A 17,467-nucleotide genomic window follows, 5' to 3' on the forward strand; every position below is an offset into this window, starting at 1 on the left:
CGAGCCTTCGTGGCCGGTGCCGGTCTTTTCTGCCGCATCTGCAAGGGCTTGAAGGCCAGCATTCATGATCCGCTACATCCTCCAGCGCCTGTTCGGCATGATCATCGTGATGTTTCTGGTCGTCACGATCGTCTTCGTCATCGTGCGTGTGACGCCGGGTGATCCGGCCGCCGTCATGCTCGGGCCGGATGCGACGCCGCAGGATATTGCCGATCTGAGAGCCCGGCTCGGGCTCGATCAGTCGCTCGGCCTGCAGTATGTCTATTATATCGGCCAGTTGCTGAAGGGCGATCTCGGTCAGTCGATCTTCCTCAACATGCCGGTGACCTCGGCTCTGCTCGACCGCGCCGAACCGACCTTCTTCCTGACGCTGTTTTCGCTCGTCATCGCCAGCATCATCGCCCTGCCGATCGGCATTTACGCCGCCTATCGGCGCGGCTCCTTCGTCGACCAGACGGCGACGACGCTCGCCATGTTCGCCGCCAGCATTCCGAGCTTCTGGCTCGGCCTCATCCTGATGCAGTTTTTCGCCGTCCGGCTCAACCTTTTCCCGGTCTCGGGTTATGGGGGGCCGGGCTCGAGCTTCCTCGACCGGATGCATCATCTGACGCTGCCGGCCTTTGCGCTCGGCATCGTCTCCTCGGCGCTGATCCTGCGTTTCACCCGCGCCTCGATGCTCGATGTGCTCGGCGACGATTATATCCGTACGGCCCGCGCCAAGGGGCTGATCGAGCGCAAGGTCATCCTCAAGCACGCGCTGAAGAATGCACTGATCCCGATCCTGACGGTGCTCGGCCTGACGGCGGCGGTGCTGATTTCAGGCGCCGTCGTTACCGAGACCGTCTTCGGCCTGCCGGGCGTCGGCAATCTCGTCGTCTCGGCGGTGCTGCGCCGCGACTATCCCGTCATCCAGGGGGCGCTGCTTGTCATCGCCGCCCTCTATGTGCTGATCAATTTTGCCATCGACATGCTCTATCTGCTGGTCGATCCGAGGGTGCGCTACTGATGGCCGATATCGCAATCAAGCCCGCCGAGAGCGAAGGCAGCAAATTCGTCCGCCGCCTGCTGAAGCGCAAGACGGTGGCCTTCGGCCTGCTGATCCTGACGATCTTCGTGCTGCTGGCGGTCTTCGCGCCCTTTGTCGCGCCCTATTCGCCGTCCAAGCTTTCCATCGTCAACCGGCTGAAGCCGCCAGGCGGTACTTTCTTCTTCGGCACCGACGAGTTCGGCCGCGACGTTTTCTCGCGGACGATCTTTGCCGGCCGTCTGTCGCTGCTCGTCGGTGCGGCGGTCGTCAGCCTGTCGGCAGTGATCGGCGTGACGCTCGGCCTGCTTGCGGGCTTTTTCCAGAAGCTCGACACGCCGATCGCCCGGCTGATCGATGCGATGATGGCTTTCCCGGATATTCTGCTGGCCATCGCCCTCGTCGCCGCCCTCGGCCCATCATTGACGACGGTCATCATCGCGCTGTCGATCGTCTATTCCCCGCGGCTTGCCCGCATCGTCCGCGCCTCGACGCTCGTCATTCGCGAGCTTCCCTATGTCGAGGCGGCGAAGGCGCTCGGCATTTCCACCTTCCACATCATGACCCGGCATGTGCTGCGTAACCTGTTGTCGCCGATCCTGGTGCAGGCCACCTTCCTTTTCGCCAGCGCGATGCTCGCCGAAGCCGGCCTCTCCTTCCTCGGCCTCGGCGTCAGCCCGGAAATCCCAACCTGGGGAACGATGATCGCTGCCGGCCGGCAATATATCGGCCAGGCCGACTGGATGACGCTGTTTCCCGGTGTCGCCATCATCCTCTCGGTGCTGTCGCTGCAGATGGTCGGCGACGGCCTGAGGGACATGCTCGATCCAAGACTTCGCAAGGACCTTTAATCCGCCGACCTAAATCGGCCAATCCAAAACCAAATTCGCCAATCCAAAATTCGCCAATCCAAAATTCGCATGACAGGAGTTTGCGTGAATCAATTTCCCAACGCCGCCGGCAAGGTCGAGAACTCGCCTTACCAACGGTTAGCCGCCCTCGGCATAAAGCTGCCGCCGCCGCCGCCGCCGATCGCCAATTTCGTGACGCATGTGGTGGAGGGCAATATGCTCTACCTCTCCGGTCAGGGGCCGCGCGAGGCCGACGGCTTCCTGCATGCGGGCAAGGTCGGCGGCGGCGTCGGTGTCGAGGAGGCCTACCGGCATGCGCGGCTGACGGGCATCAACCTGCTTGCGGTCATGCAGGAGGCGCTTGGCGATCTCTCCCGCGTCAAGCGGGTGGTCAAGCTGCTCGGCATGGTCAATGCCGTGCCTGAGTTCGAAGATCATCCGAGTGTCATCAATGGCTGCTCGGATCTGCTGATCGCCGTCTTCGGCGCGGCCGGCGAACATGCCCGCTCGGCCGTCGGCTTCGGCTCGCTGCCCGGCAACATCACCGTCGAGATCGAGGCCATCGTCGCCTTGCATGGCTGACGGGAATTTCCATACTTGGAGCGGCGTCACCCATGCCCCGCTCCCCGAGCCAGAATTCTGGAGAACTTCATGTCCACTGATATGAGACCATCGATCGGCCTCCGCCCCGTCATCAACGTCTCGGGTACGATGACGAGCCTCGGCGCCTCGATCGTCGTTCCGGAGGCGATCGCCGCAATGACAGCGATCCTGCCGCACTTCGTCGAGATCAACGACCTGCAGCGCAGGGCGAGCAGCGTCATCGCCCGCCTCACCGGCGGCGAGGCCGGCTTCGTCACCGCCTCCTGCTCGGCCGGCATTTCGCTTGCCGTCGCCGGCGCGATCACCGGCGACAATCTGCTGGCGATCGAGAAGCTGCCGGATGCGGTGCCCGAGAAGAACGAGGTGCTGGTGCAGATGGGCCATGTGGTGAGCTACGGCGCCCCTGTCGATCAGGCGATCCGGCTTGCCGGCGGCAAGGTCGTGCTGGTGGGGCAGGCGACCTCGACGCATCGCTTCCACATGGAGAAGGCGATCACCGACAAGACCGCCGCGGCCGTCTATGTTGTCTCCCATCATGTCGTCGATTACGGCCTGCTGAACCTCAAGGAATTCGTCGAGATCGCCCATGCCAGGGGCGTGCCTGTTATCGTCGATGCGGCCTCGGAATATGATCTGAGGATTTTCCTGGAGCAGGGGGCCGATATCGCGCTCTACTCCGGCCACAAGTTCCTCGGCGGCCCGACCTCGGGCATCGTCGCCGGTCGCAAGGAGCTGGTGCGCCATGCCTTCCTGCAGAATATGGGCATCGGCCGCGGCATGAAGGTCGGCAAGGAAAGCATCTTCGGCGTCATGGCGGCTCTCGAAGCCTGGGAACGCCGCGACCATGCCGGCATCCGGGAACGCGAGACCGGCTATCTCAACCTGTGGAAACGCACGCTTGACGGTCGCCCCGGCATCACCGCGCTGATCGAACCCGACCCGACCAACAATCCGCTCGACCGGCTGCGGCTGATCGTCGATCCCGAACAGGCGCATATCACCGCCTGGGATCTCGCCGATGCGCTGGCGAGGGGCAACCCGCCGATCATCGTGCGCGACCATGAAGTGGAGCACCGCTACTTCTATCTCGACCCGTGCAACCTGCATCCCGGCCAGGAGGTCATCGTCGCAAACCGCCTGGCCGAGGAACTCGACAAGGCGCGCGCTTCCAACGAGATCATCGCAACCCCGATCGAAAACCGCAGCAGGCATCGCTTCGACGGCTTGCTGCGCTGGCCGGATTGATCCGCCGTTCTCATCCGCCGTAGAGGAGCCGACATGGGCAGCGTCCAAGCACAATCGATCGAGACCGCCATCCCCGTTCTTTCCGTCGAGGGGCTGACGACGTCCTTTCTGGTCGACGGCGCCTGGAAGCCTGTGGTGCGCGACGTTTCCTTCACCGTTGCGCCCGGCGAAACCGTGGCGATCGTCGGCGAATCCGGCTCGGGCAAGAGCGTCACGTCGCTGTCGATCATGCGGCTGCTGCAGGCGGAGGTCAGCCGCATCGAGGGTCGCGTCATGCTCGGCGGGCGTGACCTCCTCGCCTTGCCCGAACAGGCCATGCGGCAGGTGCGCGGCAATGAGGTGGCGATGATCTTCCAGGAGCCGATGACATCGCTCAATCCGCTCTTCACGATCGGAGATCAGATTTCCGAAGCGCTGCTCTGCCACTCCGATATGAGCAAGGCAGATGCCAGGGCCGAAACGATCAGGCTGCTGGAAAAGGTCCGCATCCCCTCGGCCGCCACGCGCTTCGACGAATATCCGCATCGTTTCTCCGGCGGCATGCGCCAGCGGGTGATGATCGCCATGGCGCTTGCCAGCCGGCCGAAACTCCTGATCGCCGACGAGCCGACGACGGCGCTCGACGTAACGATCCAGGGCCAGATCCTCGATCTCATCAAGATGCTGCAGGAAGAGGAGGGGACTTCGGTTCTCTTCATCACCCATGACATGGGTGTGGTCGCCGAGATCGCTGACCGCACGGTGGTGATGTATCGCGGCGAACAGGTCGAGAGCGGCCCCACCGCCGATATTTTTCACCGCGGCAAACATCCTTACACCAGGGCGCTGCTGTCGGCCGTGCCGGTGCTCGGCTCGATGCAGGGCCGTCAGCGGCCGCTGCGGTTTCCCGTGGTCAATACGGCGACGGGCGAATCGGACATACCGGCCGAAGCCGCCGATACCGTCGCCGCGACGCCGGTGCTTGAGGTCAAGAACCTTACCAAGCGTTTCGATATCCATTCCGGCCTGTTCGGCCGGCTGACCAGCCGGGTGCATGCGGTCGAAAACGTCTCCTTCGATCTTCATGCCGGCGAAACCCTGTCGCTGGTCGGTGAATCCGGCTGCGGCAAATCGACGACGGGCCGCGCCATCATGCGTCTCATCGAGCCGCAGGCGGGCTCGGTTCTCGTCGAGGGCAGGGAGGTGCTCGGCCTCGACCGGAAGGATTTGCGCGAGATGCGCAAATCCGTGCAGATGATTTTCCAGGATCCCTTCGCCAGCCTCAATCCGCGCATGACGGTGGGGGCGGCGATTGCCGAGCCCTATCTTGAGCACAGGATGGGCAGCGCGAGAGAGGCAAAGGATGTCGTCGCCGATCTGCTGGTCAAGGTCGGTCTATCCCCGGATATGGCTTCGCGTTACCCGCATGAATTTTCCGGCGGTCAGCGCCAGCGCATCTGCATCGCCCGGGCGCTCGCTTTGCAGCCCAAGGTCATCGTCGCCGACGAAAGCGTGTCGGCGCTTGACGTGTCGATCAAGGCGCAGGTCATCAACCTGATGCTGGACCTGCAGCAGAGCCTCAATCTCGCCTTCCTGTTCATCTCGCACGACATGGCGGTGGTCGAGCGCGTCAGCCACCGCGTGGCGGTGATGTATCTCGGCGAGATCGTCGAGATCGGCCCGCGCGCCGCCGTCTTCGAAAATCCGCAACATCCCTATACGAGGAAACTCATCGCCGCCGTGCCGGTGCCCGATCCCGACCGGCGACACGAAAAACGCATGGTGGCGAATGACGAAATCAAGAGCCCGATGCGTGCCGTCGACTACCAGCCTCCGGCCACCCTCTATCGTGAAGTCGGGCCGGGCCATCTGGTGATGGCCAACCGGTAGCGCCAGTCTTGGCAGTTGCTTAACAGGCCGGCGGCGCATAAAGCAGATGCAGAAACAAATGCTTGGAAGTCCGGACCGATGAACAAGACAGATTATTTTTCGAAGCTCGGCGGTTTGCCGCCGCAGACCCAGCTGCTTTCCGGCAGGGCGGTGTTCACCACGGCTTACGCGGTCATCCCCCGCGGCGTCATGAGCGATATCGTCACCAGCCTCCTGCCGCATTGGACGGGCACGCGGGCATGGGTCCTCTCCCGTCCGCTTTCCGGCTTCTCCGAGACCTTCTCGCAATATGTGATGGAGGTTCAGCCGGGCGGCGGAAGCGACCGGCCGGAACCGGACAAGCGGGCCGAGGCAGTGCTCTTTGTCGTCGAAGGCGGCATGACGGTGGAGCTCGAAGGTGTCAGCCATACGCTGCGCGCCGGCTCCTTCGTCTATATTCCTGCCGGTTCGGCCTGGCGCCTGAAGAACGATGGCTCGGCTGCTGTGATTTTCCACTGGATCCGCAAGGCGTTCCAGGAGGTCGAGGGGCTGGAGTCGCCGCCGGCGATCGTCACGCATGAGGACGACCATCCGATCCGGGCCATGCCCGACACCGACGGCCGCTGGGGCACAACCCGCTTCATCGACCCTGCCGATGTGCGCTATGACATGCACGTCAATATCGTCACGCTGGAACCGGGCGCGGTGATCCCCTTCATGGAAACCCATGTCATGGAGCACGGGCTCTATGTGCTGGAAGGCAAGGCGGTCTATCGCCTCAACCAGGACTGGGTCGAAGTCGAGGCCGGCGATTTCATGTGGCTGCGCGCCTTCTGCCCGCAGGCCTGCTACGCCGGCGGCCCCGGCCGCTTCCGCTACCTGCTGTACAAGGACGTCAACCGTCACATGAAGCTCTGGTAGGCCACGCGTCGGCATGCTGCCGGCGCGTCTGCGCGCACCTGTCCGGTTGCTTGACAGCTCTCTCGAATGCCCGCATCGTCCTTCGATGCAGGATATGGATTCATGGCTGTCGGAGAAGAAAGAGATAGGCCGGAGAAACGCTGCCGAAGCGGTCTTCGAAGATATCCGCACGGCCATTGTCAGTCGGAAACTGGCGCTCGGAACCCGTCTTCCCGCGGAGGTGCAACTCGCCGAACGTTACGGCATCAGCCGGGCGATCGTGCGGGAGGCGCTCCGCTCGCTGCAGACGCTTGGCTTTACGCAGACCAGGACCGGCCGGGGCACTTTCGTCGTTTCGGAAAGCCCGGCGCGGCAGCTCGGCGGCGGCGCCTATTCCGCCCGCGACCTGATGGAGGCGCGCCCCTGCATCGAGATCCCGGCTGCGGGCTGGGCGGCATTGCGGCGCTCGAACGCGCAGCTGGCGTCGCTCTTATCCTTGTGCGACCGGATGGACGAGGAGGAGGACATTCAGACATGGGTGCGGATGGACGCTGAGTTTCATGGAGAGATCGCCGAAGCCTCGGGCAACGCGATCTTCCGGAAGGTTGTCGCCGATGTCCGCGGCGCTCTTTCGACGCAGTCGGAACTGGTGGAGCACGTTCGCGGCCGGCGCAAAGCCTCCAACGCCGAGCACCGCCGCATTCTGGAGGCCATCGCCGCAGGCAGCCAACGGGCTGCGCGCGCCGCCATGGCGGAGCACCTGCTGGAGGTCAAGCGTTCCATCATCGGCATTGCTGGTGAAGAGAAAGCGCCGCTGACGATATGATTTCCAATGTCGCGCCCGGATATCCGGGTCGCTGCCGATCGAATGCAAAGCGATGAACGATCTACAAAGCTGGCTTTCCGACACCGCGATCCTCAGTCGAAAAAGCGCCTCGGAACTGGTTTTCGAGGAGTTGCGCAATCTCATTCTGTCCGGCCGCTTTACCGCCGGTTCCAAGCTGCCGTCGGAAGCCAAGCTCGCGGCAAAATACGGTGTCAGCCGTCCGATCGTGCGGGAAGCGCTGCGCTCGCTGCAGATTTTGGGGCTGACGGAGACGCGCACCGGAAGCGGGACCTATGTGCTTACCGCCGCAGGCGACGGAGATATTCGCTACGGCAATTATTCGGCGCGTGATCTGATGGAGGCGCGAGCCTTCGTCGAGGTCTCCGCTGCCGGCTGGGCGGCGCTGCGCCGGAGCGACGATGAGCTGTCCCGGCTGCTGGCGCTGTGCGACCGGATGGAGCAGGAAGAAGATACCGAGGCGTGGGTGCGGCTGGATTCGGATTTTCACGGGCTGATTGCCGAGGCATCGAAGAATGCCGTCTTTCGCGACATCGTCGATGACGTCCGCGAGGCGATGGCGCGACAATCCGGGCTGCTGACCGCCTTGGGGCCGAGGCGTCAGGAATCGAATGAAGAGCATCGCGCCATCGTCGAAGCCATCCGCAAAGGGGCGGAGGCCGAGGCCCAGGCGGCGATGGAAATTCATCTCAAAAAAGTCGAGGCGGCTGTCAGCCGCATCATCGGCTCGATGTAATCCTGCCGGTAAAGACCTCTCCCCAGGCCGTCGGTTAAGCATCCACAAATAGCAGAGCAAAAATCCTTGACTGCAAGGTAGTTTTTCCTTTAATCGCCAAACCTGTCAGACCGCATAGCAGATTAACATCTTTATGGCATCTGCGCGGAGGGGCGGCCGGGAGGTTGCCGAACCCATGGATAGGGAGGAGAAATGACAGTGATGCAATCCAACAGAAGCGAGGCCGATCGCCAGGTCTTTGCCGAGGAGGACCTCGGTTACCACAAGGCGCTGAAGCCGCGGCAGATCCAGATGATCGCCATCGGCGGCGCCATCGGCACGGGGCTGTTTCTCGGCGCCGGCGGCCGGCTTGCCGCTGCCGGTCCGGCACTTGTGCTGGTCTATGCCTTGTGCGGCTTTTTCGCTTTTCTCGTTCTGAGGGCTCTCGGCGAACTGATCGTCCATCGCCCGACCTCGGGCTCGTTCGTCTCCTATGCCCGCGAATTTTACGGCGAAAAGCTCGCCTTCGCGGTCGGCTGGATGTATTGGCTGACCTGGGCGATGACGGCGGTCGCCGACGTCACCGCGGTCGCCCTCTACATGAATTTCTTCAAGGCCTATGTCCCGTGGATCGCGATGATCGATCAGTGGGTGTTTGCGCTGGCGGCGCTGGTCCTCGTCCTCTCGATGAACCTCCTGTCGGTAAAGGTCTTCGGGGAACTGGAATTCTGGTTCAGCCTCGTCAAGGTCCTTGCCCTCGTCGTCTTCCTGATCGTCGCCGTCTACTTCGTCGTCACGGGCACGCCGATCGATGGCCATGTTCCGGGCCTGAACACGATCACCGATTTCGGCGGGGTGTTCCCGAACAGCGTCCTGCCGGCTCTCGTGGTGATCCAGGGCGTGGTCTTCGCCTATGCCTCGATCGAGCTGATCGGCACCGCCGCCGGCGAAACCGAAAATGCCCGCACGGTCATGCCGCGGGCGATCCGGACGGTCGTGCTGCGCCTGGTGATCTTCTATGTCGGCTCGGTCCTGCTGCTGTCGCTGCTGCTGCCTTATACCGCCTATAAGGGCGGCGAGAGTCCGTTCGTGACCTTCTTCGGCAAGATCGGCATCCAGGGCGCCGATGTCGTCATGAACCTCGTGGTGCTGACCGCCGTTCTGTCGTCGCTCAATGCCGGCCTCTATTCGACCGGCCGCATCCTGCATTCCATGGCGATTTCGGGTTCGGCCCCGGCGGCACTGGCGAAGATGAACCGATCCGGCGTGCCCTATGTCGGCATTGCGGTGACGGCTGTCGTGACCGCCTTCGGCGTCGTGCTGAACGCCGTCGTTCCGGCAGAAGCCTTCGAGATCGGTCTGAATGTCGCCGCTCTCGGCATCATCGCGGCGTGGGGCGTGATCGTGCTCTGCCAGCTCAAGTTGTGGCAGCTGTCGCGGCAGGGCAAGCTGTCACGGCCTGAATTCCGGATGTTCGGCGCGCCTTATACCGGCTTGCTGACCCTGGGCTTCCTCGCCGTCGTCGTGATCCTGATGGCCCTCGACTATCCCGTCGGAACCTATACGGTCGCCTCTCTGGCTCTGATCATTCCGGCGCTGGTGGTCGGCTGGCTCTTGATGCGGGAGCGCATCCACATGCTCGCCGCCGAACAGGGCGAGGATCGCGGCGGTTTCGATCTCGCCTGACATCGATCGAGAATCCGAGCTTGCCCCGGCGGCGCAGCCGCCGCCGGGGTGCGGCATAAATGGAGAAAGACATGACCCCGAGTGAGGATTTCGTCGTCACCGATCGTGGCGGGATCGTCGAGAACAGTCATCGCGTCCACGCGGCTGTCGTCGATGCCAAGGGCAGGCTGCTCTACACGCTCGGAAATCCGGCGCGTATGACGCTTGCCCGCTCCGCCGCCAAGCCGGCGCAGGCGCTCGCCATCCTGGAGACGGAGGGCGTCGAGCGTTTCGGCTTCGATGATGCGGATATTGCGCTGATGTGCGCGTCCCACAGCAGCGAAGAGCGGCATATCGCGCGGACGCGAACCATGCTGTCTAAGATCAAGGCCGAGGAGGCCAACCTTCGCTGCGGCGGCCATCCTTCGCTGTCGGAAACGGTGAACCGCGCCTGGATCAGGCAGGATTTTATCCCGACGGCAGTCTGCAGCAATTGCTCGGGCAAACACGTCGGCATGCTTGCCGGCGCCCGGGCGATCGGGGCAGGCATGGAAGGCTACCACCTGCCGGATCATCCGATGCAGGAGAGGGTCAAACGCACCGTCGCCGAACTCTGCGATCTGGACGTCCGGCAGGTCGAATGGGGGATCGACGGATGCAATCTCCCGACTCCCGCCTTTCCGCTGGACCGCCTGGCCCGCATCTATGCCAAGCTTGCCGCGGCAGCGGACGGGGAAGGGGCGGGCGAGGCTTCGCCGACGCGGGGGCCGGCATTGGCCCGCATCTTCCATGCAATGGCGCGCCACCCTGACATGGTTGCGGGCGAGGGACGCTATTGCACGCTGCTGATGCGCGCATTCGACGGCGCCCTCATCGGCAAGCTCGGGGCCGATGCCAGCTACGCAATCGGCGTGCGGGCCTCGGATGCAACCCGGCGATTGGGAACGGACGGTGCGCTCGGCATCTCGGTCAAGATCGAGGACGGCAATCTTGAAATCCTTTACGCCGTCGTAACGGAGCTCCTCGAGCGGCTCGGCATCGGCTCGCCGGATATCCGAAGCCAGCTCGCGCCGTTCCATCATCCCCAGCGCGTGAACACGATGGGTGTTACGACAGGCGGCGTGTCCTTTCCGTTCACGCTGCGTGGATCGAAGCCGGGCGGGGACGATCCTCGTCCTGCCGCTCTGGCCCGATGACGCCTGCGGACGCGGCCGTTCCGCCGCGTCCCGCCCGAACCTCGTCTTCAGCCTGCCGCGGCAATACGTGCTCGCAGCGCCCTCTCGAAAGCTTCTGCCATGACGACATCCGATATGACTGCTATCCGCGTTGAGCACGACCTGATCGGCGATCGCGACGTACCGGCCTCTGCCTATTACGGCGTGCATACGCTGCGCGCGGTCGAGAATTTTCCCATTACCGGCCAGACCCTGAAGGAATCGGCGGATCTGATCGCATCCCTGGCGGCGATCAAGCAGGCGGCGGCTGAGGCCAATGTTAGCCTCGGCCTTCTGGATCGGGAGCGGGCCGACGCCATCATTGCGGCCTGCATCGAAATCCGCGACGGGGCGCTGCACGACCATTTTGTCGTCGATCTGATCCAGGGCGGGGCGGGAACCTCGACCAACATGAACGCCAACGAGGTGATTGCCAATCGGGCGCTCGAAATACTGGGACATCGCCGCGGCGAGTACGAGCACCTGCATCCGAACGAGCACGTCAATCTCTCGCAATCCACCAACGACGTCTATCCGACAGCGTTGAAGCTTGCCGCATGGATCGGCGTTCACCGTCTGGTCGATGCCATGGCGATCCTGCGCCGGGCGTTCGAGGTCAAGGCGGTCGAGTTCGCCGACGTCCTCAAGATGGGCCGCACCCAGTTGCAGGACGCCGTGCCGATGACGCTCGGCCAGGAATTCGGAACCTACGCGCTGATGCTGGCGGAGGACGAGGCGCGCCTTTCGGAAGCGGTGTCGTTGATCCGCGAGATCAATCTCGGCGCAACGGCGATCGGCACCGGCATCACTGCTCATCCTCGTTATGCGGCGCTGGTGCGTGAGCGCCTGTCCGAGATCGTCGGCGTCGATCTGGTGACGTCACCCGACCTGGTGGAGGCGACGCAGGATTGCGGCTCCTTCGTGCAGCTTTCGGGCGTTCTCAAGCGTGTGGCGGTCAAGCTTTCCAAAACCTGCAACGACCTGCGGCTTCTGTCCTCGGGGCCGCGCGCCGGCTTCAACGAGATCAATCTGCCGGCACGCCAAGCTGGCTCCTCGATCATGCCCGGTAAGGTCAACCCTGTTATCCCGGAGGTCGTCAACCAGGTCGCCTTCGAAGTGATCGGCAATGACGTGACGATCACCATGGCCGCGGAGGCCGGCCAGCTGCAGCTGAACGCCTTCGAGCCGGTGATCTTCTACAGCCTCTACCGCAGCCTGAGCCATCTGACCAATGCCTGCCTGACGCTCGAGGCGAATTGCATTCGAGGCATTACCGCCAACCGCGAAAGGCTGCGGCAGATGGTCGAGCAATCGATCGGCATCGTGACGGCGCTCAATCCCTATATCGGCTATCGCAACGCCACCGAGGTTGCGCTGGAAGCGCACCATTCGGGACGGGGGGTCTACGAAATCCTTCTCGAACGCGGCCTGATGCAGAAGGAGCATCTCGATGCGGTGCTGCGCCCGGAAACGCTGACCCGGCCGAGCGAGAAGCTTTCCTTCTCGTAAAGGCGTGCGGCTCACTTTGCTTCCGGGCGGCGACACTCTCTGGAACTGATCACGCCGCCTTTGCTTGCGGCTTGGCAGCCTTGATGTGGGTGACGCTGCGGCGGCCGTCGATGCTGACGGGGACGTCGCCGTCGACGGTGGCGCGGTGCACGACGCGGTGCTGGTCGCCATAATCGTTGACGGCATAGTGCTGGGTGGCGCGATTGTCCCAGATCGCCACATCTCCGGCTCTCCAGCGCCAGCGCACGGTATTTTCCGGGGCGGTGACGTAGGACTGGAACACCTCGTAGAGTTTTACGGAGTCGCTCTTCGACAGGCCGACAAGGCGCTGAACGAAGTTGCCGAGCAGCAGCGATCTTTCCCCGGTTTCCGGATGGACACGGACAACAGGATGCTCGGTCTCGTAGATGGTCGAGGTGAAAACTTCCTCGAAATGCTTCTTCTCTTCGGCACTGGCGCGAGGGCGCACGGCGGCATAGTCGTAGGCATTGCTGTGAATGGCCCATAAATTGTCCGCCAACAGTTTCAGCGGTGCCGGCAGACTTTCATAGGCGGCATGGGTGTTGGACCAGATCGTGTCGCCGCCGGCCGCCGGGATGACGACGCCGCGAAGCACGGAGAATTTGGGATAGGCATCTACGAAGGTGACGTCGGTGTGCCACTGGTCCGCCCTGCCGCCACCGCGGCTGGAATCGAGATTGAGGATGGAAGCCGTGCCTGAGACCGGTCCCTGGGTTGGATGCGGCACGAGATCGCCGAGGCGGCGTGCGAAAGCTTCCTGTTCGGGATCGTCAAGATGTCCCTGATCGCGGAAGAAGATGACCTTGTGCTTCAGGAGAAGCTGGTTGATGGCTGCTACCGTTGCATCCGAAAGCTCTCCGCTAAGGCGAATACCTTTGATTGCGGCTCCGACACGGCCGGTCAGTGGGACGATATCGGACTCGGGAATGGTTTGGTTGACGAGAACCGGATTGCTCATGGAAGTCTCCTGTTTGATTTGGAAGAAGTCGGCAGGTCACATGCACCCATCCATTGGGCGTTCGAAATCTCAGCGCTGAACTCGACAGGGCTATGGAACCGCATAATCTATAAAATCTGTAGACAATATTTTCTAATTTTGCCTGTTTTCGTGAAACAGCCGCTTCGATTTCCTTGCCAGCCGGGAGGCTGGCGGCGGTTGCCGTTTCTTCCTATCTTCCGTCGGCGGCGTGCGATCGCCGAGCAACATCACGCTTGAGGCCGTAGATCGGCGCCGGAAAGGAACTTTCGATGGCAACAGTCAAACTTCTGTCGGATCAAGAGGCCGCAGCCATTCCGGCCGTGCAAGCCGTGTTCGATGACATCAGGGCGACACGCAAGACCGATTTCATCAACAATTTCTGGCGTGCTCTTGCAAATGACCCCGCAAATCTCAAGCGGGTATGGGAGACGCTCAAATCGGTCATGACGGTCGAAGGCGCCATCGATCCGTTGGCGCGCGAGATGATCTACATAGCGGTGTCGACAGCCAATGCCTGCCAGTACTGCGTTCAATCCCACACCGCAGCCGCCCGTGCGCGGGGGATGACCGATGCCCAACACGGCGAACTCCTGACGATCATCGGGCTTGCCGCGCAGACAAATCATCTCGCTCTCGCCATGCAGGTTCCGCCCGATCCGGAATTCGAGGTGGGATAGGAAATGACGGACTGCGGTTCATTCCCATCAAGGCGGAGGATGCATACTCCGCATCCAAATCAGCGGTCGGGTATGGTGATGGAGCAGCTCGCTCGCGACGGCATGACGATGATTCTCGTCACCCACGAAATGGGCTTCGCCCGGCGCGTCGCCACTCAGACGTTCTTCATGAACCAGGGAAATATCTGCCGATGGAGAGGGAGAATGCAAAGCGCCTTTCGTCTCACCAGGGGTACGCTTGATGCCCTGTTGGCTTGTACCGGCACGGCACTCGCGCAATCGCCACATATTCTCGCTGGGATTCAGCCGGCAACTACTGACCATCCTGTCGAGTTGAAAGGGTCACGTGATCCAAAGCAGGCTATCCGTCTCAAATTCCGTGACCTGCCCCCGAGGTCCTGAAACTGGCGCCGGACGGCAGGACCGCCTTCGTGACCGAGCGCCTCGGCGAACGACCGCAAGGTGGTAGAACAGTGAAGGACCTTCCGCCCGGCAACCGGCTCTTCGCTATTGATCTCTCCGAAGCGGCTAACCCAAAGCTTGCGGCGACCGCCGAGGTCACCGCTTTCGCCAACGTGAGGGCGAATGGCCTTTGAAGGCGCGAAACAATCTCGCGAAATGACTGGGACTCTCGATTCCGCAGTGTGCCGCAATCTCGGTTATAGGAAGGTCGGTCTTTTGGAGGAGCAGGGCTGCATGCTCCATGCGGCGGCTGGAGATCGCCTCCAGCGGTGTCTGGCCTGTCGCTCCGCGAAACGCGCGAAAGAAATGCCCCTCGGAGACGCCAAGCGGGGCCGACAGGTCGGAAATCAAAATCGGCTGATCCAGTCTCGCGTCAATCCTTCCATAGGTATCGGCAAGTTGCCTTTTTGTAAGTGCATATTTGGCCGCTGTCCTGATGACGGCGGGCGCGGCGACTCGGCGGATAATATATTCGGACAGGGCGAGAGTCATGGCCGAGCAATAGGTTGCGTCCAGGCTGCCCTCGTGGCGGAATAGGCCGCTCATTTGTGCCGTCATTCCAAAGATGAAGTCGTCGCGGCCGACAACGTGCGACCCCACCTTGCGCAGCATTGGATTCCCCAATGTCGGGTCGATCGCGATCGCTCCCCACTCCCAGGCTACGTCGCGGAGCACGAGTTCGCGATTGCAGCCCGCCGGCAAAAAAGACACCATGCCTTTCCGATCGCGGCCCTCATAGCGACATCCGTCGTCATTTCGAAACGCATGATGCGTAGCGCCGCCATTCAGGGTCACCATGATCAGATGGAAGTCCGGTGAGATCTTCCCCTCGACTTCTCCGGTGAGGCCGCGATGGGCTGTTTCGAAGCGCCCGCCCGCCCACTCCACGCGCAGATGATCTTGCGGTGGCTTGGTCAGCTCCCAGCCTTTGGTTCCGGTCGTCTGTTGCATCGCGCCTAACTCCAGCCACACATTCCGCTTCGTTCATCGACGAATATGCTACCGAAGGTATGACTGAATGGAAGTAGATCACCCTGAAAACCGGCAGATTGCAGCCAGAGTCGTTCAATATCGTGTGAGGCAGGAGTTAGAACTTCAGATCATAGGCGCAGCGGAATCCGATGTAGACGACGTAGAAATCCGCCGGCTTCCACTGCATCGCTTCTTTCCGCATCTTCTCAGGCCCATACCACCATGAACCGCCGGCGGTGAGGGCGTTCGCACCGTCCCGATCCGCAAGCCATTCCCAAACGTTGCCGCCCATGTCGTAGAGACCGTTCACGCCCGGTCTTGTCAAACCGCGGGAAGCATGCCGGGGCCATTGATCAGCGTTGCTCGTGTTCGCGCCTTCGGGCTTAGCGCCTGTCGGGAAGGGATAGGTAGTGCCTGTGGCGAAGCCTGCCGCCGTTCCGCCGCCATGTTCCCGATAGGCGGCATCTTGCCATTCCTCGCGTGTCGGCAGGCGGCCGCCGACCGAAACACAGTAAGCCCGAGCCTCGTGCCAGCTGACATGGACGGCGGGCTCATCCATGCTTTGCGGTGGTTCACCATAGGGGGACAGATAAGTCCAGCCGTAACGGCGGTGCCAGCCGTCGCCCCACTCATGTCCGCCGCCCTTGCTTTCGGCGGCCGTCTTCAGCCCCTTCGCTTTCGTGAAGGCGGCGAAGTCACGAATGGTAACTTCGCTCCGGTCTATCTCAAAGCCCGCAATCGATACCCGATCACTCCCCGCGATGGCAGCAGCCGGTGCTACGAGCAAGATCAATGTCAGGTACGCTGCGCTTGCGGGAAAGGCCATGTTACGACGCCGCCATATTTCTTACCGGGATAAGGAGGTTGTTTAAGCACTTCCGCGACGCCTGTCAGGCTCGTGTAGTGGTCAGCCATCCGTTTACGCATCGCCCGATCGGGAAGGTCGCCGTAGAGCGCTGCCATGTTGTCGAGGAGATGCTGCGGCCGGCTGGTTGCGGGGATGACATTGGTCACGGCCGGATGGGAAATGATCCATTTCAGGAAATATTGCGCCCATGTCTCAATACCGATCTCACGCGCGAAATCCGGGACCGGCTGCCGGGCGACCGGCGTGAACAGCCTCGCCTTCTCGAAGGGAATGTTGATCTGGACCGCAACGCCGTTCGCCGCACAGGCGTCGAGGAGCCTCTGTTCGGCAGCTCTCGTAATGATCGTATAGGCGATCTGCACGAAGTCCAGCGTACCTGTGTTCACGAGACGCTCCATCGTGTCGTAATATTCGGGGCTCCATTGGGTGATGCCGACATACCGGACAGCGCCTTCGGCTTTTTTCTGGGCGAGCCAATGGCGCACCTGGTCATGGTTTTCGAGGCTATGAACCTGCAGCACGTCAAGCTGGTTGCGCCAGAGCCTTTCCCGCGACTGCCTCAGCTGCCGCTCCGAATGGCTGTTGTCCGATAGGTAGTCGCCCGTGGTCCACGTCTTGTTGGTGATGAAGATGTCGTCGGCGATGCCGAGATCGGTAATGAAGTCGCCGACGCAGGTTTCCGCCATGCCATAGAGCGGAGATGTATCTATGACCCGCCCGCCGTTCTCGTGGAACAGCCGGATCACTTCGCGCACATCGCCCCGGGGGTCGCCAGGGCGAATGTCGAAGGTCTCGAATGTACCGAGACCGATCACCGGGATCATCTCGCCCGTTTTTGGGATCGGTCGCAGGATCGGAGTGCGGGCCGGTTGCTGGGCTGCCACCCGTCGCGGCGAGAGCGACAAGCCAAGCATAGATGCCGCTGCAGTGGTCGCTGCACCGGCCAGCAACGTCCGGCGTTTTGTTGCATATTCTGACATCATCTCGGAAGATCTCCTGTTGTCGCAACAGGAACGTTAAGCTGCACCGCGACGCCATGCGCGCCCGATCCTGATCATCTGCCTGATCCT

General features: G+C 62.3%; 16 protein-coding genes and 1 pseudogene. 13 read left to right on the forward strand and 4 right to left on the reverse strand.

Annotated elements, in window-relative coordinates; all coding sequences use genetic code 11:
* Nucleotides 1-64: 64 nt before the first annotated feature.
* The 11 genes from A7X77_RS19855 (at nucleotide 65) to aspA (ending at nucleotide 12,418) form a co-directional block, all read left to right on the forward strand.
* The gene (locus tag A7X77_RS19855; protein WP_064684561.1) at nucleotides 65-1,006 is read left to right on the forward strand and encodes an ABC transporter permease; all 942 of its coding nucleotides are present in this window, start codon (nucleotides 65-67) and stop codon (nucleotides 1,004-1,006) included.
* On the forward strand, nucleotides 1,006-1,875 hold the full coding sequence (locus A7X77_RS19860; RefSeq protein WP_064684562.1) for an ABC transporter permease: 870 nt from the start codon (nucleotides 1,006-1,008) through the stop codon (nucleotides 1,873-1,875). The genes A7X77_RS19855 and A7X77_RS19860 overlap by 1 nt, the downstream gene beginning before the upstream one ends.
* A 69-nt stretch (nucleotides 1,876-1,944) precedes the next feature.
* A complete protein-coding gene (locus A7X77_RS19865; protein ID WP_004672416.1) occupies nucleotides 1,945-2,457 on the forward strand; it encodes a RidA family protein in 513 nt (170 codons plus the stop codon).
* Between the two features lie 69 nt (nucleotides 2,458-2,526).
* Nucleotides 2,527-3,723 (forward strand): aminotransferase class V-fold PLP-dependent enzyme, encoded by a 1,197-nt coding sequence (locus A7X77_RS19870; protein WP_064684563.1) that lies wholly within the window; start codon nucleotides 2,527-2,529, stop codon nucleotides 3,721-3,723.
* 33 nt (nucleotides 3,724-3,756) lie between these two features.
* On the forward strand, nucleotides 3,757-5,592 hold the full coding sequence (locus tag A7X77_RS19875) for an ABC transporter ATP-binding protein (protein ID WP_064684564.1): 1,836 nt from the start codon (nucleotides 3,757-3,759) through the stop codon (nucleotides 5,590-5,592).
* Between the two features lie 78 nt (nucleotides 5,593-5,670).
* On the forward strand, nucleotides 5,671-6,492 hold the full coding sequence (locus A7X77_RS19880; protein WP_064684565.1) for a bifunctional allantoicase/(S)-ureidoglycine aminohydrolase: 822 nt from the start codon (nucleotides 5,671-5,673) through the stop codon (nucleotides 6,490-6,492).
* An 85-nt stretch (nucleotides 6,493-6,577) separates the two neighbouring features.
* Entirely contained in the window at nucleotides 6,578-7,297 is a 720-nt protein-coding gene (locus tag A7X77_RS19885) for a FadR/GntR family transcriptional regulator (RefSeq protein ID WP_064684712.1), read from the forward strand.
* 52 nt (nucleotides 7,298-7,349) lie between these two features.
* Nucleotides 7,350-8,051, forward strand: a complete 702-nt coding sequence (locus tag A7X77_RS19890) for a FadR/GntR family transcriptional regulator (RefSeq protein ID WP_064684566.1) — start codon at nucleotides 7,350-7,352, stop codon at nucleotides 8,049-8,051.
* Nucleotides 8,052-8,243: 192 nt separating this feature from the next.
* Nucleotides 8,244-9,716 carry an amino acid permease gene (locus tag A7X77_RS19895; protein WP_064684567.1) on the forward strand — a complete coding sequence of 491 codons (1,473 nt, stop codon included), beginning with the start codon at nucleotides 8,244-8,246 and terminating at the stop codon, nucleotides 9,714-9,716.
* Between the two features lie 71 nt (nucleotides 9,717-9,787).
* A complete protein-coding gene (locus A7X77_RS19900; protein ID WP_064684568.1) occupies nucleotides 9,788-10,891 on the forward strand; it encodes an asparaginase in 1,104 nt (367 codons plus the stop codon).
* 99 nt (nucleotides 10,892-10,990) lie between these two features.
* On the forward strand, nucleotides 10,991-12,418 hold the full coding sequence (aspA, locus tag A7X77_RS19905) for an aspartate ammonia-lyase (protein WP_064684569.1): 1,428 nt from the start codon (nucleotides 10,991-10,993) through the stop codon (nucleotides 12,416-12,418).
* A gap of 49 nt (nucleotides 12,419-12,467) precedes the next feature.
* Here the strand turns inward: aspA and A7X77_RS19910 are convergent, their stop codons facing one another.
* On the reverse strand, nucleotides 12,468-13,397 hold the full coding sequence (locus A7X77_RS19910) for a TauD/TfdA dioxygenase family protein (RefSeq protein WP_064684570.1): 930 nt from the start codon (nucleotides 13,395-13,397) through the stop codon (nucleotides 12,468-12,470).
* Between the two features lie 290 nt (nucleotides 13,398-13,687).
* Here A7X77_RS19910 and A7X77_RS19915 point away from each other — a divergent pair, with 290 nt between their 5' ends.
* Both A7X77_RS19915 and A7X77_RS33130 read left to right on the forward strand, forming a co-directional pair.
* Nucleotides 13,688-14,095: a carboxymuconolactone decarboxylase family protein gene (locus A7X77_RS19915; RefSeq protein ID WP_064684571.1), complete on the forward strand. Its 408-nt coding sequence runs from the start codon at nucleotides 13,688-13,690 to the stop codon at nucleotides 14,093-14,095.
* Nucleotides 14,096-14,170: 75 nt separating this feature from the next.
* A pseudogene (locus A7X77_RS33130) lies at nucleotides 14,171-14,281 on the forward strand (amino acid ABC transporter ATP-binding protein); the annotation flags it as partial.
* Nucleotides 14,282-14,653: 372 nt separating this feature from the next.
* Here the strand turns inward: A7X77_RS33130 and A7X77_RS19925 are convergent.
* The 3 genes from A7X77_RS19925 to A7X77_RS19935 all read right to left on the reverse strand — a co-directional run bounded on the left by A7X77_RS19925 (nucleotide 14,654) and on the right by A7X77_RS19935 (nucleotide 17,380).
* Nucleotides 14,654-15,508 carry a helix-turn-helix domain-containing protein gene (locus A7X77_RS19925; RefSeq protein ID WP_064684573.1) on the reverse strand — a complete coding sequence of 285 codons (855 nt, stop codon included), beginning with the start codon at nucleotides 15,506-15,508 and terminating at the stop codon, nucleotides 14,654-14,656.
* A gap of 136 nt (nucleotides 15,509-15,644) precedes the next feature.
* On the reverse strand, nucleotides 15,645-16,355 hold the full coding sequence (locus A7X77_RS19930; RefSeq protein WP_064684574.1) for a formylglycine-generating enzyme family protein: 711 nt from the start codon (nucleotides 16,353-16,355) through the stop codon (nucleotides 15,645-15,647).
* Entirely contained in the window at nucleotides 16,325-17,380 is a 1,056-nt protein-coding gene (locus tag A7X77_RS19935) for an aldo/keto reductase (RefSeq protein WP_156668134.1), read from the reverse strand. Before A7X77_RS19935 ends, A7X77_RS19930 begins: the two co-directional genes overlap by 31 nt.
* Nucleotides 17,381-17,467 lie beyond the last annotated feature (87 nt).

The organism is Rhizobium bangladeshense (assembly GCF_001662075.1).
Classification (GTDB): Bacteria; Pseudomonadota; Alphaproteobacteria; order Rhizobiales; family Rhizobiaceae; genus Rhizobium; species Rhizobium bangladeshense_B.

Bases quoted from the DNA above. Each gene is read 5' to 3' on its own strand.
- A7X77_RS19855 (WP_064684561.1), top strand. From the start codon at position 65: ATGATCCGCTACATCCTCCAGCGCCTGTTCGGCATGATCATCGTGATG.
- A7X77_RS19860 (WP_064684562.1), top strand. From the start codon at position 1,006: ATGGCCGATATCGCAATCAAGCCCGCCGAGAGCGAAGGCAGCAAATTC.
- A7X77_RS19865 (WP_004672416.1), top strand. From the start codon at position 1,945: ATGACAGGAGTTTGCGTGAATCAATTTCCCAACGCCGCCGGCAAGGTC.
- A7X77_RS19870 (WP_064684563.1), top strand. From the start codon at position 2,527: ATGTCCACTGATATGAGACCATCGATCGGCCTCCGCCCCGTCATCAAC.
- A7X77_RS19875 (WP_064684564.1), top strand. From the start codon at position 3,757: ATGGGCAGCGTCCAAGCACAATCGATCGAGACCGCCATCCCCGTTCTT.
- A7X77_RS19880 (WP_064684565.1), top strand. From the start codon at position 5,671: ATGAACAAGACAGATTATTTTTCGAAGCTCGGCGGTTTGCCGCCGCAG.
- A7X77_RS19885 (WP_064684712.1), top strand. From the start codon at position 6,578: ATGCAGGATATGGATTCATGGCTGTCGGAGAAGAAAGAGATAGGCCGG.
- A7X77_RS19890 (WP_064684566.1), top strand. From the start codon at position 7,350: ATGAACGATCTACAAAGCTGGCTTTCCGACACCGCGATCCTCAGTCGA.
- A7X77_RS19895 (WP_064684567.1), top strand. From the start codon at position 8,244: ATGACAGTGATGCAATCCAACAGAAGCGAGGCCGATCGCCAGGTCTTT.
- A7X77_RS19900 (WP_064684568.1), top strand. From the start codon at position 9,788: ATGACCCCGAGTGAGGATTTCGTCGTCACCGATCGTGGCGGGATCGTC.
- aspA (WP_064684569.1), top strand. From the start codon at position 10,991: ATGACGACATCCGATATGACTGCTATCCGCGTTGAGCACGACCTGATC.
- A7X77_RS19910 (WP_064684570.1), bottom strand. From the start codon at position 13,397: ATGAGCAATCCGGTTCTCGTCAACCAAACCATTCCCGAGTCCGATATC.
- A7X77_RS19915 (WP_064684571.1), top strand. From the start codon at position 13,688: ATGGCAACAGTCAAACTTCTGTCGGATCAAGAGGCCGCAGCCATTCCG.
- A7X77_RS19925 (WP_064684573.1), bottom strand. From the start codon at position 15,508: ATGCAACAGACGACCGGAACCAAAGGCTGGGAGCTGACCAAGCCACCG.
- A7X77_RS19930 (WP_064684574.1), bottom strand. From the start codon at position 16,355: ATGGCCTTTCCCGCAAGCGCAGCGTACCTGACATTGATCTTGCTCGTA.
- A7X77_RS19935 (WP_156668134.1), bottom strand. From the start codon at position 17,380: ATGATGTCAGAATATGCAACAAAACGCCGGACGTTGCTGGCCGGTGCA.